Source organism: Lelliottia sp. 7254-16, from assembly GCF_002922995.1.
Lineage (GTDB): Bacteria > Pseudomonadota > Gammaproteobacteria > Enterobacterales > Enterobacteriaceae > Enterobacter > Enterobacter jeotgali.
This window is the reverse complement of the sequence record NZ_PQVS01000002.1, coordinates 1-14,056: the sequence shown is the minus strand read 5'-3', so window position 1 is coordinate 14,056 and position 14,056 is coordinate 1. Positions and strand designations below refer to the sequence as shown.

Here is a 14,056-nt window from a genome sequence, read left to right as displayed (position 1 = left end):
ACTATGTTCGAACAACGCGTAAATTCTGACGTACTGACCGTTTCTACCGTTAACTCTCAGGATCAGGTAACTCAAAAACCCCTCCGTGACTCGGTAAAACAGGCACTGAAGAACTATTTTGCTCAACTGAATGGTCAAGATGTTAGTGATCTGTATGAGCTGGTATTGGCTGAAGTTGAACAGCCACTGTTGGACATGGTGATGCAATACACCCGCGGTAACCAAACCCGCGCTGCCCTGATGATGGGTATCAACCGTGGTACTCTTCGTAAGAAGCTGAAAAAATACGGCATGAACTAATTTCGATTAGCTAACTGCTTGTTTAAAAAGGCGCTACTCGGCATGGGGACGCGCCTTTTTTATTGCCTGAAATCTGAACGTCAAGAGTTTGTAAACCCTATCTTCTCCCGCTTTTAAACGCCTGCTTTTCATGTATATTTCCACCACCTCACTGGACCTCTTTCTGACCGGAACGACACAATGATTCGTAAATACTGGTGGCTGGTTGTATTTGCTGTCACGGTTTTCATCTTTGATGCACTGCTGATCCAGTGGATTGAGTTACTGAGCACCGAAACCGATCAGTGTCGCAATATGAATTCGGTGAACCCGCTCAAACTGGTGAATTGTTCAGACCTCGATTAAGCAGCGAACATCAGCAATAAAGAGCTTATCACCCATTAAAAACGGGGATTTAAAAGCCTTTTCGCCATTCCGATACGATGATAATGTCACTGCCCTTTTCAGGCGCTATTGCATAACGTCTCACTGAGAATGAGTTAAGCCCACCATGCTGGTTAGCCAATACAACCCAATCCTCGTTGCTGTCTCCTTTGTTGTTGCCATCCTCGCAGCCTATACCGCACTCAATATGGCCGCGCGCGTCGCGGGAAGTCAGGGCGTCGCTGCACGCGTCTGGCTAGCGGGTGGCGGCGTGGCGATGGGGATCGGCGTGTGGGCAATGCATTTCATCGGCATGCTGGCGATGGAGCTCTCCATGAGCATGAGCTATAGCCCAGTGATGACGGTGCTCTCGATGTTCATCGCGATCGGTTCTTCGATGTTTGCGCTTTGGCTGGTCAGCGGGGAACAACTGCGATTACGACGCTTGCTGCCCGGCGCATTAGTTATGGGGGCAGGCATTGTCGCCATGCATTACACCGGCATGGCTGCACTGGAAGTGACGCCAGGCATTATCTGGGACAAGCTCTGGGTCGCTATCTCTGTTGTCATTGCGCTGGCCGCTTCACTTGCGGCGTTGTGGCTCACGTTTCGTTTGCGTCACGAAGCGGCACAAGTTGCGGTGATGCGACTAGGCGCGGCCGTGACGATGGGTATCGCAATTGCGGGTATGCATTATGCAGGCATGAAAGCGGCGCAATTCCCGCCATCTACATTAATACACCATCACGGTATTAACGGCAGCTGGCTGGCGGTGCTGGTGAGCGTAGTGGCCCTCTCTATTCTCGGCATCACTTTACTGGTTTCCATGCTGGATGCCAGGCTCCAGGCCCGAACCGCTCTGCTGGCCTCATCCCTTGCTGAAGCTAACCGAGAACTTGCCCAGCTGGCGCTTCACGATACTCTAACGCGCTTACCCAATCGCGTCCTTCTGGAAGATCGGCTCGATCAGGCAATCAGCAAGGCTGATCGTGAAGGCACACACTTCGCGCTGATGTTTATGGATCTCGATGGATTCAAAGCGGTGAACGATGCGTATGGCCATGATACTGGCGATAAACTTTTGATCGCTGTCACCGAGCGGCTTCTGCTGCCGCTGAAAGGCCAGTATACCCTCGCCCGCATCGGCGGTGATGAATTCGTCCTGCTGGCGGAAGTTGGCGGACCGGATGATGCAGCCTCGCTTGCCAGCGCGCTGGTCCGTACCATCGACAGCCCTTTCAACGTCGAGCCTTACGAGCTGGTCGTCACTATCAGTATCGGTATTGCCCTTTATCCGCACGACGGTAAAACCGATCGCGAAATGATGTTTAACGCCGACGCGGCGATGTATCACACCAAGCACATGGGCCGTAACGGCTACCACTTTTTCCAGCCGTCGATGAACACGCTGGCGCAAACCCATTTACAACTGATGAACGATCTGTGGCTGGCCATCGATCGCGATGAACTGCGCCTGCACTATCAGCCGAAATTCCATGCACCTGCTGGCCCAATTTTGGGCTTTGAGGCTTTGCTGCGCTGGGAACATCCGAAACAAGGGCTGCTGTCACCTGATGTATTCCTGCAACTGGCAGAGAAAACCGGGCTGATTATCCCGATGGGTAACTGGGTGATTAACGAAGCCTGCCGCCAGCTCCGCGAGTGGCATCTTCAGGGTCACAAAGATTGGTCGATGGCGGTGAATTTGTCCACGCTCCAGTTTGAGCAACCCACGCTGGTCAATACTGTCCTTGACTGTCTGGCGCTTCATCGCGTTCCGCCTGAATCTTTGATTCTGGAAGTGACAGAAACCACCGCGATGCACAACCCAGAGGAAAGTGTCAGGATCTTAACGGCGCTAACGAATGCCGGTGTGAAAGCCTCAATTGACGATTTTGGTACAGGCTATTCCAGCCTGCTGTATCTGAAGCAGTTGCCTGCCTGCGAACTGAAAATCGATCGTGCGTTTGTGAAAGATCTGAGCGGGAAAAGTGATGATGCCACTATCGTCTCGGCGATTGTAGCCCTGGCGAAAACGCTGAACCTGAAAGTGGTCGCAGAAGGCGTAGAAACGGAAGCTCAGCAGCAATTCCTCACTGAACTTGGCTGTAATACGCTTCAGGGGTATTTGTTAGGCAAGCCTGTAACAGCACAAACCGTCGAAGAGCTGTGCAATAATGTTGATGAGATAAAATACCACCTACCATCATGAGGCAACAGGATAAGTCACTGGCGGTACGCGTGTAATATTTAACGTCGCCAGGATATTATCCACCAGCGCGGGGGCTTGCTGATAGAGGTTATAATTCTCACTGTTCATTAACCAGTTTTTGATTAATCCACTAAAGAAGCCGTGGAAAACAATCAACGTAAGATCAATATTCATTTGTGGAGAAATGATTCCCCACGCCAGCCCTTTTTCCAGCAGCATTCGGACATTGTCATAATTAAAACCAATTCTTCGTCTAATTTCGCACTCTGATGTCATTTCGTTATTAAATTCACATTTGTGATACAGAATTTGTAAGAGTGCTCGCTGCCGGGGAGTTCGAGAAATATATTGCAACGCCGCGATAAACCGTTCTCGAAGAACACACAGCGGATCATCATTATTCGTCAGTGAAAGCTGGTCAAAAATTAAGTCGCATAACGGCAGTTGCTGATCCCAGATAGCATTAAAGATTTCCGACTTGCTGGAAAAGTGCCAGTAAATCGCCCCGCGCGTAACACCGGCTGCCTCAGCGATATCCGTCAGCGTAGTGCTTGCCACGCCGCGCGTCGAGAACTCGACAATGGCGGCTTCTATCAGCTGCTGTCGTGTTTTTTGTGCATCTTCTTTTGTTTTACGCGCCATAGATTCTCACCCGTCACCAGAACGATTCTCTACGTGAATGAAAACACGCAGTCGTGGGAGTATTCCCTAAAAGGAAAGGTTATTCTGAACAAAAAAAGTCAATTAACCGAATCAATAATTACCACGAATAAATCAGACTAATTTAATTCACGAAACATATAAGTAACCTTGGATAATATTTAAATCAGTGCGTTTTTCCTCATCACTATATCGTTGATTCGTCATGCCGGGCTCTGGTTTTTATCTTAATTAAACGTGCGCCGCACTTATAAATTAAACAACCGCAACACACCTCATTATGATGTGCGCTGGATTTCTGACTCTTTGCCCCGCGACATTCATTCACGACTTCACGGCAAATATCAGTTTATTGTTTTTTAAAGGAACAGTAATGACGAAACACTTCAGGCTTTTACCCTTATCCGGTTTTATTGTCTGCTCCGCACTGCTTGCTGGCTGTGATGGTTCTGATAACTCGCAACACAGCACACAGGCACCTCAGGTAACTGTTTATGTCGTGAAAAGTGCTCCGCTGGCGGTGACAACAGAGCTTCCGGGGCGCACGGATGCTTTTCGCGTGGCTGAAGTTCGCCCGCAGGTAAATGGCATTGTTTTACGTCGTAACTTTATCGAAGGCAGTGACGTTAAAGCTGGCGATTCGCTTTACCAGATCGATCCTGCGACCTATCAGGCCGCCTATGACAGCGCGAAAGGCGACCTGGGGAAAGCCGAAGCAGCGGCGAACATCGCTCATTTAACCGTGAAACGCTATGTCCCATTGGTTGGCACACAATATGTCAGCCGACAAGAATACGACCAGGCAGTGGCTGACGCCAGGCAGGCTGATGCGAGCGTCATTGCCGCTCAGGCTGGCGTCGAGACCGCACGTATCAATCTCGCCTATACCAAAGTGTCATCACCGATCAATGGGCGAATCGGTAAATCCAGCGTCACAGAAGGAGCGCTGGTGACCAACGGTCAATCCTCGGCATTGGCAACCGTGCAGCAACTTGATCCGATCTATGTGGATGTAACGCAGTCGAGCAATGACTTTATGCAGCTGAAACAGTCCAGCCTGCAAAAAGGCGATGGCACCAGTAGCGTTCAACTGCTGATGGAAAATGGTCAGCCCTACCCGCAAAAAGGGACGTTGCAATTCTCTGATGTCACCGTTGATGAGAGCACAGGTTCCATTACCCTTCGCGCCGTCTTCCCAAACCCGCAGCATATGCTGTTGCCGGGGATGTTTGTACGTGCTCGCATTGATGAAGGTGTGCAGCCAAATGCCATTCTGGTTCCACAGCAGGGCGTGACCCGTACACCACGCGGGGATGCCACTGTTCTGGTGGTGAATGCAAAAGAGCAGGTTGAAATGCGTAGCGTTGTAGCACCTCAGGCCATTGGCGATCGCTGGCTGATCACTGACGGTTTAAAAGAAGGTGATCGCGTTATCGTCAGCGGTCTGCAAAAGGCACATCCCGGCGCCACTGTGGTCGCCACGCCTGATTCCGCCGCCGCTAAAGCCAGTTAAGGGATTAATCAATGGCTAACTTTTTTATTCAAAGGCCGATTTTCGCCTGGGTGCTTGCCATCATTCTGATGATTGCGGGCGGACTGGCAATTCTCAAGCTGCCGGTGGCGCAGTATCCCACCATCGCTCCGCCTGCTGTTGCCGTCACGGCCGTTTACCCAGGCGCGGATGCGCAAACGGTGCAAGATACCGTTACACAGGTTATCGAACAGAACATGAACGGCATCGATAATCTGATGTACATGTCCTCCACCAGCGATTCTGCCGGTAACGTGACCATCACTCTGACCTTCCAGTCGGGTACCGATCCTGATATCGCGCAGGTACAGGTTCAGAATAAACTCCAGCTGGCGATGCCATTGCTGCCACAGGAAGTTCAGCAGCAAGGGATCGGTGTGGAGAAATCCAGCAGCAGCTTCCTTCTGGTTGCGGGTTTTGTTTCAGATAACAAAAGTCTGACGCAGGATGATATCTCCGATTATGTCGCATCCAACGTGAAAGACGCGATCAGTCGTACCTCTGGCGTGGGCGATGTGCAGCTGTTTGGCGCACAGTATGCGATGCGCATCTGGCTCGACAGCAACGCCCTGAATAAATATCAGCTGACGCCGCTGGATGTCATCAATCAGCTTAAAACCCAAAACAACCAGATTGCTGCCGGGCAACTGGGTGGTACGCCTTCGGTACCAGGTCAGCAGTTGAACGCCTCGATTATCGCGCAAACACGCCTGAAAACACCGGAAGAGTTCAGCAAGATCACACTGAAGGTGAATCAGGACGGTTCGATGGTGCATCTGAAAGATGTGGCCCGTATTGAGTTGGGCGGTGAAAACTACAATATGGTCACGAAGATCAACGGCCAGGCAGCCACCGGTCTGGGCATCAAGCTGGCGACGGGTGCAAACGCGCTGGACACCGCCGCTGCGATTAAATCAAAACTGGCAGAATTACAGGCCTTCTTCCCACAAGGACTGAAAGTCGTTTATCCGTACGACACCACGCCATTCGTGAAGATATCCATTCATGAAGTGGTCAAAACGTTGTTTGAGGCGATCATTCTGGTCTTCCTCGTCATGTATCTGTTCCTGCAAAATCTGCGCGCCACGCTGATCCCCACGATCGCTGTACCCGTCGTGTTATTAGGGACTTTTGCCGTTCTTGGAGCATTCGGGTTTTCAATCAACACGCTGACGATGTTTGGGATGGTGCTGGCGATAGGCTTGCTGGTTGACGATGCTATTGTGGTCGTTGAGAACGTCGAGCGCGTCATGGTGGAAGACAAACTACCGCCAAAAGAGGCGACACAGAAATCCATGGAGCAAATCCAGGGGGCGCTGGTCGGTATCGCAATGGTGCTTTCTGCGGTGTTTGTTCCGATGGCCTTTTTTGGCGGCTCGACCGGTGCAATCTACCGCCAATTCTCGCTGACTATCGTCTCGGCAATGGCGCTTTCTGTTTTGGTCGCACTGATTCTGACACCCGCACTCTGCGCCACACTGCTCAAACCGCCGTCAGAAGAACATCATGCAAAAGGCGGTTTCTTTGGTTGGTTCAACAACCTCTTTGATAAGAGCGTGGAGCATTACAGCAATAGCGTGAGTGGGATTTTACGCAAAACCGGACGTTATCTGGTGGTGTATGTACTGATTGTGGGTGGAATGGCTGTATTGTTTTTACGCCTTCCGACCTCCTTCCTTCCGGATGAGGATCAGGGCGTATTTATGACCATGGTCCAGTTGCCCGCTGGCGCCACGCAAACGCGTACACAGCAGATACTGGATCAGGTACAACAGTATTATCAAACCAAGGAAGCGGCCAACGTAGAATCAGTCTTTACGGTTAACGGGTTTAGCTTTAGCGGTCAGGGGCAAAACTCCGGTATCGCCTTTGTAAGCCTCAAACCGTGGGATGAGCGTCCTGGAGCTGAAAACGGCGTGGGAGCCATTGTTAGCCGCGCAACCAAAGCTTTTAGCCAGATTAAAGATGGGATGATTTTCCCCTTCAACTTGCCCGCGATTATCGAACTGGGTACGGCGACAGGGTTTGACTTTGAGCTTATCGACCAGGCTAACCTGGGTCATACTGAACTGACAAAAGCACGTAACCAACTGCTGGGTATGGTTAAAGAACACCCGGAACTATTGGAACGTGTGCGTCCAAACGGACTGGAGGATACGCCGCAGTTCAAACTGGATGTTGATCAGGAGAAAGCCCAGGCTCTGGGTGTCAGCGTGTCGGATATCAACCAGACCGTCTCTACCGCACTCGGCGGTACATACGTAAATGACTTTATCGATCATGGTCGTGTGAAAAAAGTGTACGCACAGGCCGACGCACAGTTCCGTATGTTGCCAGGTGATATCAATAACCTCTACGTACGCAGTGCAAACGGTGAAATGGTGCCTTTCTCTGCGTTTAGTACCTCGCGCTGGATTTCAGGCTCGCCGCGACTTGAGCGTTACAACGGGATGCCATCCATGGAAATCCTCGGCGAAGCTGCACCGGGCAAGAGTACTGGCGAAGCGATGGTCTTAATGGAGTCACTCGCCCAGAAACTGCCTTCCGGGATTGGCTTCGACTGGACGGGAATGTCCTATCAGGAACGCCTCTCTGGCAACCAGGCCCCGGCGCTGTACGCTATTTCACTGATCGTCGTGTTCTTGTGCCTGGCAGCGCTTTACGAGAGTTGGTCCATTCCATTCTCCGTTATGCTGGTTGTGCCTTTGGGCGTTATTGGTGCCCTACTCGGCGCATCGCTGCGTGGGCTGAATAATGATGTCTATTTCCAGGTAGGGCTTCTCACCACCATCGGCCTCTCCGCGAAGAACGCCATTCTGATTGTGGAGTTTGCGAAAGACCTGATGGAAAAAGAAGGGAAAGGAGTCATTGAGGCTACGCTTGAAGCCTCACGTATGCGCCTTCGCCCGATTCTGATGACATCACTGGCGTTTATCCTCGGTGTACTGCCATTGGTTATCAGCCAGGGTGCAGGGAGCGGTGCGCAAAATGCCGTAGGGACAGGCGTTATGGGGGGGATGCTGTCTGCGACCCTTCTCGCAATCTTCTTCGTCCCTGTATTTTTCGTGGTCGTAAGAAGACGATTTAATCGCAATCCTAAGTAAATCAATTCAAAAGGCGTCATTCGGCGCCTTTTCTTCTTTCTTTAATTCAAAAATTAGCACGCGAATTATCATTGTATTTTTACTGCTAAGTTATTTCCTCCACGATTTTTACAAACCACATATTTTGAGATTATTCATCCTGTCAGTGCAGATGGGTGTAGTGGTAAAATAAACACCAGCTCGATAAATCCACTTTCGATTTTATTGCGAGCCAGTTTTTATTCTGAGGTAACATCATGAAAAGATTCATTTGCGTTGCAACCCTCGCTGCGCTTCTCGCCGGATGTGCGCACGACTCTCCGTGTGTGCCGGTATATGACGATCAGGGTCGTCTGGTTCATACCAATACCTGTATGAAAGGCACCACCCAGGATAACTGGGAGACTGCAGGGGCAATCGCCGGTGGTGCTGCGGCTATCGCAGGCTTGACGTTAGGTATCGTCGCGTTAACTAAATAATGTTTTCCTGCAAAAGCGCGGCAAATCCGCGCTTTTGCTTCAAACCAGTGCAGTATTTTTTCAAAACGTTAAAAAAACTCCCCATACCCCTCTGCGTTAATTTATTAATGTCTGATTCTTCTCACATCTTTTTTGCGATGATTTGTTTATTTCATTTTCAGGCGTGATACTTTTCACAATTCAATGACATTGAATATCCTGCCAATATTCACGTCAGAAACTACCTCTCTTAATTAGCTTCCGGGTTATCAACTTTTGCTCTGATTTGTGGCGTAGGTTGTGATTTCGCACCATTTCGGGGCGCTCGATTTATTTATCCCTGTCTACACTCTGCATTATGCGTTCAATTCTCCCTTTTTCTTCCGAGCGCAAAATTGGCATTACGTTTGCTTTATAAACGTCGGCCAACGCCACAGACAGGTCAAAGCGTTTTAAAACGACTTTCTATAACGATAAATTTCGCCACACAGGATGCATTATGAAAAAGACGATGATAGCCAGCCTGGCCGCCGCCGGCATGTTGTTTGCTGTAGCGGGACAGGTTCATGCCGGTACAACACTTGATGCCGTTAAAAAGAAAGGTTTTGTCCAATGCGGTATTAGTGATGGGTTACCGGGCTTCTCTTATGCCGATGCGAACGGAAAGTTCACTGGCATTGATGTCGATGTTTGCCGTGGCGTTGCAGCAGCCCTTTTCGGGGATGACACAAAAGTAAAATATACCCCACTGACGGCGAAAGAGCGTTTTACCGCACTGCAATCGGGCGAAGTGGACATGCTTTCTCGTAATACAACCTGGACTTCGTCACGTGATGCGGGGATGGGGATGTCCTTTACCGGTGTGACTTACTACGATGGCATCGGCTTCCTGACCCACAACAAAGCGGGGCTGAAAAGCGCGAAAGAACTCGACGGAGCAACCGTTTGTATTCAGGCGGGAACCGATACCGAACTGAACGTCGCCGACTATTTCAAAGCCAACAACATGAAATACACGCCGGTGACTTTCGACCGTTCTGATGAATCAGCAAAAGCCCTGGAGTCAGGCCGTTGCGATACGCTGGCCTCCGATCAGTCCCAGCTCTATGCCCTGCGAATTAAACTGAGCAACCCGGCGGAATGGATTGTTCTGCCTGAAGTCATCTCCAAAGAGCCTCTCGGCCCGGTCGTTCGCCGTGGTGATGAAGACTGGTTCTCCATTGTTCGCTGGACGCTGTTCGCCATGCTGAATGCCGAAGAGATGGGTATCAATTCTAAAAACGTCGACGAGAAAGCCGCAAACCCTACGACACCGGATATGGCGCATCTTCTGGGTAAAGAAGGTGATTTCGGCAAGGATCTGAAGCTCGATAATAAATGGGCTTATAACATCATCAAACATGTCGGTAACTATGCAGAGATCTTTGAGCGCAACGTTGGATCGGAAAGCCCGCTGAAGATCAAACGTGGCCAGAACAACCTCTGGAATAACGGTGGTATTCAGTACGCTCCGCCGGTGCGTTAAGCATTTAGCTGTAACGGGCACTGCATTTGCGGTGCCCCGTCCAGAGTCATGGTTACCGAGGTTTCTTTATGTCCCATCGCCGCTTAGCCGTAAAAGGAAAACTTTCCTTTTCTCATCCCTCGGTTCGCGCATGGCTATTCCAGATAATAGCTATCGTCGCCGTTGTTGTTGTTGCGGTTTATTTGATTCATAACACTGTTACCAATCTGAGCAATCGCGGTATTACTTCTGGCTTTGCGTTTTTGGATCGTAGTGCCGGATTCGGAATTGTGCAGCATTTGATTGATTATCAAGAAGGCGATACATACGGCAGGGTGTTTCTTGTCGGTTTACTGAATACTCTGCTGGTCTCTGCTCTCTGCATTGTATTTGCCTCCTTGCTGGGCTTTTTTCTCGGGCTTGCGCGTCTTTCTGAGAACTGGCTATTACGTAAACTCTCGACAATTTATATCGAGACGTTTCGCAATATCCCCCCGCTACTGCAGATCTTCTTCTGGTATTTCGCCGTATTACGCAATCTGCCCGGACCACGACAGGCCGTTGATGCTTTAGATCTCTTTTACCTGAGCAACCGGGGTTTATATATTCCCTCGCCGTTGGCTGGCGAAGGTCTGTATGCGTTTATCGCTGCATTTGTTATCGCGGTAGCAATTACGATTGGGCTGTTTCGTTATAACCGCTCACTTCAGATTAAAACCGGGCAACTTCGCAGAACCTGGCCAATCGGGGCATTACTGATCGTTGGTTTGCCTCTACTGGCCCACTGGGTATTCGGTGCCGCTTTGCACTGGGACATTCCGCAGTTGCGAGGTTTTAACTTCCAGGGAGGGATGGTCCTTATTCCTGAACTGGCTGCTCTGACGCTTGCGCTGTCCATTTATACCTCTGCCTTTATTGCTGAAATTATTCGCTCAGGAATCCAGGCGGTTCCTTATGGTCAGCACGAAGCCGCACGTTCACTCGGATTACCCAACCCAGTAACGCTGCGCCAGGTGATCATTCCTCAGGCCTTACGTGTGATCATCCCGCCGTTGACCAGCCAGTATCTGAATATTGTCAAAAACTCCTCGCTGGCTGCCGCGATTGGTTATCCCGACATGGTTTCTTTGTTCGCCGGAACCGTACTTAACCAGACCGGACAAGCGATTGAGACTATTGCCATCACCATGTCCGTCTACCTGATTATCAGCCTGACAATTTCATTGCTGATGAATATCTATAACCGTCGCATCGCCCTGGTTGAGCGCTAAGGAACCATGATGACAAAAGCCGTATTGTCACACCCCTCGCGTCCGTCCAGCACCGGAAGCTGGCGTTTCATCGCCTGGGCACGCAAAAATCTGTTCTCCTCCTGGAGTAACAGTCTGCTGACAATTGTCAGCTTGTGGTTGATGTGGGAGCTGATTCCTCCGCTGCTGAACTGGGCTTTCTTGCAGGCAAACTGGGTAGGCTCAACGCGGGCGGACTGTACCAAAGCGGGTGCCTGTTGGGTGTTTATCCATGAGCGGTTTGGCCAGTTTATGTATGGTCTGTATCCACATGATCAACGCTGGCGTATCAATCTGGCACTGATTGCGGGTTTGCTGTCGATCGCCCCGATGTTCTTCAAAACCCTGCCACGTCGTGGACGCTATATTGCTTGTTGGGCAGTGATTTATCCGCTGATTGTGTGGTTGTTGCTATATGGCGGAATACTGGGACTTGAGCGGGTCGAAACTCGCCAATGGGGGGGATTAACTCTCACGCTGATCATTGCCTCCGTGGGGATCGCGGGGGCGCTACCTTTGGGTATCTTGCTGGCACTGGGACGTCGATCAGCCATGCCAGTAGTACGGACTCTTTCAGTTATTTTTATTGAATTCTGGCGTGGTGTACCGCTGATTACCGTGCTGTTCATGTCCTCGGTCATGCTGCCGCTGTTTATGGCAGAAGGCACAACAATCGACAAATTGATTCGCGCACTGGTGGGCGTCGTTTTATTCCAGTCAGCTTACGTTGCAGAGGTGGTTAGAGGTGGCCTACAGGCTCTGCCAAAAGGTCAGTACGAAGCGGCCGAATCACTGGCGCTCGGTTACTGGAAAATGCAGGGGCTGGTGATCTTACCCCAAGCCTTGAAGCTGGTTATTCCAGGGCTTGTGAACACCATCATCGCACTCTTTAAAGACACGAGCTTGGTGATCATTATCGGATTGTTTGATCTTTTCAGCAGTGTACAACAGGCCACAGTCGATCCCGTCTGGCTCGGCATGTCGACTGAAGGTTATGTTTTTGCAGCACTTGTTTACTGGATTTTCTGTTTCAGCATGTCGCGCTACAGCCAACACCTGGAGAAGCGCTTTAACACCGGGCGTACACCGCAATGAGGAACTTATGAGCAAAATAACTATGGCCCCGGCCGACGCGATGATTACGCTGGAAAATGTGAATAAATGGTATGGTCAGTTTCATGTCCTGAAAGACATCAACCTGAAAGTCAAACAGGGCGAGCGTATTGTTTTATGCGGCCCCTCAGGTTCAGGAAAATCTACCACCATTCGCTGTATTAACCATCTTGAGGAGCATCAGCAAGGACGTATCGTCGTTGATGGGATAGAGCTGGATGATGACATTCGAAACATCGAACGTGTCCGTCAGGAAGTCGGTATGGTGTTCCAGCATTTCAATTTATTCCCGCATTTGACGGTGTTACAGAACCTTACGCTGGCCCCTATTTGGGTCAGGAAGATGCCTAAAAAGGAAGCTGAAGCGCTGGCAATGCATTACCTGGAACGTGTCCGTATTGCTGAGCACGCAAACAAATTTCCGGGACAAATTTCGGGCGGGCAGCAACAGCGTGTGGCAATTGCCCGCTCACTGTGTATGCAACCTAAAATTATGCTGTTTGATGAACCGACTTCAGCGCTCGACCCTGAAATGGTTAAAGAAGTACTCGACACTATGATTGGTTTAGCTCAATCGGGAATGACTATGCTCTGTGTTACGCATGAAATGGGCTTTGCCAGAACAGTTGCAGATAGAGTGATCTTTATGGATCGCGGAGAAATTGTTGAACAAGCACCACCTGATGAGTTCTTTGCTAATCCGAAATCTGAGCGTACACGCGCATTCTTATCGCAGGTGATTCATTAATCGTCTTCATTGCTCAGTGGTGTACTGCTACTGGGCAAATTTTCAGAGGAACAAATGCAAAAAGGCCATCCTTTCGGATGGCCTTTTCACTTAATTGATGTCTGGCAGTTCCCTACTCTCACATGGGGAGACCCCACACTACCATCGGCGCTACGGCGTTTCACTTCTGAGTTCGGCATGGGGTCAGGTGGGACCACCGCGCTAAAGCCGCCAGACAAATTCTTTTACTATTGCCGAACTTCAACCACGTATTAAGTGGTGCTGATACCCAGAGTCGAACTGGGGACCTCACCCTTACCAAGGGTGCGCTCTACCAACTGAGCCATATCAGCACGCTAAATTTGATGCCTGGCAGTTCCCTACTCTCACATGGGGAGACCCCACACTACCATCGGCGCTACGGCGTTTCACTTCTGAGTTCGGCATGGGGTCAGGTGGGACCACCGCGCTAAAGCCGCCAGGCAAATTCTGTTATCAACCCGCATCTCTGCAGGTCAATTAATCTGTTATCAAGCTGAAAATGATGTCTCTCTTCGCCAAAACATCTTCGGCGTTGTAAGGTTAAGCCTCACGGTTCATTAGTACTGGTTAGCTCAATGCATCGCTGCACTTACACACCCAGCCTATCAACGTCGTAGTCTTCAACGTTCCTTCAGGACTCTCAAGGAGTCAGGGAGAACTCATCTCGGGGCAAGTTTCGTGCTTAGATGCTTTCAGCACTTATCTTTTCCGCATTTAGCTACCGGGCAATGCCATTGGCATGACAACCCGAACACCAGTGATGCGTCCACTCCG

The 14,056-nt window shown here is 50.3% G+C and carries 11 protein-coding genes, 1 tRNA gene and 3 rRNA genes; 10 read left to right on the top strand and 5 right to left on the bottom strand.

The genetic code is table 11. From position 1 onward, the window contains the following. Positions 1-3 precede the first annotated feature (3 nt). From fis to C3708_RS02830, 3 genes are all read left to right on the top strand, one after another. Positions 4-300 carry a DNA-binding transcriptional regulator Fis gene (gene fis / locus C3708_RS02840; protein WP_003855228.1) on the top strand — a complete coding sequence of 99 codons (297 nt, stop codon included), beginning with the start codon at positions 4-6 and terminating at the stop codon, positions 298-300. 180 nt (positions 301-480) lie between these two features. Further along, a complete protein-coding gene (locus C3708_RS02835; protein ID WP_103947069.1) occupies positions 481-645 on the top strand; it encodes a DUF2556 family protein in 165 nt (54 codons plus the stop codon). 145 nt (positions 646-790) lie between these two features. Then, positions 791-2,875, top strand: a complete 2,085-nt coding sequence (locus C3708_RS02830) for a bifunctional diguanylate cyclase/phosphodiesterase (protein ID WP_095283642.1) — start codon at positions 791-793, stop codon at positions 2,873-2,875. On the opposite strand, the gene envR is transcribed toward C3708_RS02830, so the two are convergent. After that, positions 2,870-3,517 (bottom strand): acrEF/envCD operon transcriptional regulator, encoded by a 648-nt coding sequence (gene envR, locus C3708_RS02825; protein WP_103947071.1) that lies wholly within the window; start codon positions 3,515-3,517, stop codon positions 2,870-2,872. The genes C3708_RS02830 and envR overlap by 6 nt on opposite strands. Positions 3,518-3,908: 391 nt before the next feature. Between envR and C3708_RS02820 the strand changes: the two genes are divergently transcribed. The 7 genes from C3708_RS02820 to C3708_RS02790 all read left to right on the top strand — a co-directional run bounded on the left by C3708_RS02820 (position 3,909) and on the right by C3708_RS02790 (position 13,261). Next, complete coding sequence (locus C3708_RS02820) at positions 3,909-5,048, top strand: efflux RND transporter periplasmic adaptor subunit (protein WP_095283644.1); 1,140 nt, start codon at positions 3,909-3,911, stop codon at positions 5,046-5,048. Positions 5,049-5,059: 11 nt separating this feature from the next. Continuing rightward, on the top strand, positions 5,060-8,170 hold the full coding sequence (locus C3708_RS02815; RefSeq protein ID WP_103948823.1) for an efflux RND transporter permease subunit: 3,111 nt from the start codon (positions 5,060-5,062) through the stop codon (positions 8,168-8,170). Positions 8,171-8,406: 236 nt separating this feature from the next. Beyond that, positions 8,407-8,628, top strand: coding sequence for a lipoprotein (locus C3708_RS02810; protein WP_059177272.1), 222 nt, complete (start codon positions 8,407-8,409; stop codon positions 8,626-8,628). A 478-nt stretch (positions 8,629-9,106) separates the two neighbouring features. Then, positions 9,107-10,132 (top strand): amino acid ABC transporter substrate-binding protein, encoded by a 1,026-nt coding sequence (locus tag C3708_RS02805; RefSeq protein WP_095283646.1) that lies wholly within the window; start codon positions 9,107-9,109, stop codon positions 10,130-10,132. A gap of 68 nt (positions 10,133-10,200) precedes the next feature. Next, positions 10,201-11,382, top strand: a complete 1,182-nt coding sequence (locus C3708_RS02800) for an amino acid ABC transporter permease (RefSeq protein ID WP_103948822.1) — start codon at positions 10,201-10,203, stop codon at positions 11,380-11,382. 9 nt (positions 11,383-11,391) lie between these two features. Further along, positions 11,392-12,495 (top strand): amino acid ABC transporter permease, encoded by a 1,104-nt coding sequence (locus C3708_RS02795; RefSeq protein ID WP_103947075.1) that lies wholly within the window; start codon positions 11,392-11,394, stop codon positions 12,493-12,495. Positions 12,496-12,502: 7 nt separating this feature from the next. Then, positions 12,503-13,261, top strand: a complete 759-nt coding sequence (locus C3708_RS02790; protein ID WP_103948821.1) for an amino acid ABC transporter ATP-binding protein — start codon at positions 12,503-12,505, stop codon at positions 13,259-13,261. Positions 13,262-13,360: 99 nt separating this feature from the next. Here the strand turns inward: C3708_RS02790 and rrf (C3708_RS02785) are convergent. The 4 genes from rrf (C3708_RS02785) to C3708_RS02770 all read right to left on the bottom strand — a co-directional run. Further along, positions 13,361-13,476: ribosomal RNA gene (rrf, locus tag C3708_RS02785) — 5S ribosomal RNA — on the bottom strand. A gap of 41 nt (positions 13,477-13,517) precedes the next feature. Then, positions 13,518-13,593, bottom strand: a tRNA-Thr gene (locus C3708_RS02780). Positions 13,594-13,607: 14 nt separating this feature from the next. Next, positions 13,608-13,723, bottom strand: a 5S ribosomal RNA gene (rrf, locus tag C3708_RS02775). A 95-nt stretch (positions 13,724-13,818) separates the two neighbouring features. Next, positions 13,819-14,056: ribosomal RNA gene (locus tag C3708_RS02770) — 23S ribosomal RNA — on the bottom strand; the annotation flags it as partial.

Bases quoted from the DNA above. Each gene is read 5' to 3' on its own strand.
- C3708_RS02805 (WP_095283646.1), top strand. From the start codon at position 9,107: ATGAAAAAGACGATGATAGCCAGCCTGGCCGCCGCCGGCATGTTGTTT.
- C3708_RS02795 (WP_103947075.1), top strand. From the start codon at position 11,392: ATGACAAAAGCCGTATTGTCACACCCCTCGCGTCCGTCCAGCACCGGA.
- C3708_RS02800 (WP_103948822.1), top strand. From the start codon at position 10,201: ATGTCCCATCGCCGCTTAGCCGTAAAAGGAAAACTTTCCTTTTCTCAT.
- C3708_RS02815 (WP_103948823.1), top strand. From the start codon at position 5,060: ATGGCTAACTTTTTTATTCAAAGGCCGATTTTCGCCTGGGTGCTTGCC.
- fis (WP_003855228.1), top strand. From the start codon at position 4: ATGTTCGAACAACGCGTAAATTCTGACGTACTGACCGTTTCTACCGTT.
- C3708_RS02790 (WP_103948821.1), top strand. From the start codon at position 12,503: ATGAGCAAAATAACTATGGCCCCGGCCGACGCGATGATTACGCTGGAA.
- C3708_RS02810 (WP_059177272.1), top strand. From the start codon at position 8,407: ATGAAAAGATTCATTTGCGTTGCAACCCTCGCTGCGCTTCTCGCCGGA.
- C3708_RS02835 (WP_103947069.1), top strand. From the start codon at position 481: ATGATTCGTAAATACTGGTGGCTGGTTGTATTTGCTGTCACGGTTTTC.
- C3708_RS02830 (WP_095283642.1), top strand. From the start codon at position 791: ATGCTGGTTAGCCAATACAACCCAATCCTCGTTGCTGTCTCCTTTGTT.
- C3708_RS02820 (WP_095283644.1), top strand. From the start codon at position 3,909: ATGACGAAACACTTCAGGCTTTTACCCTTATCCGGTTTTATTGTCTGC.
- envR (WP_103947071.1), bottom strand. From the start codon at position 3,517: ATGGCGCGTAAAACAAAAGAAGATGCACAAAAAACACGACAGCAGCTG.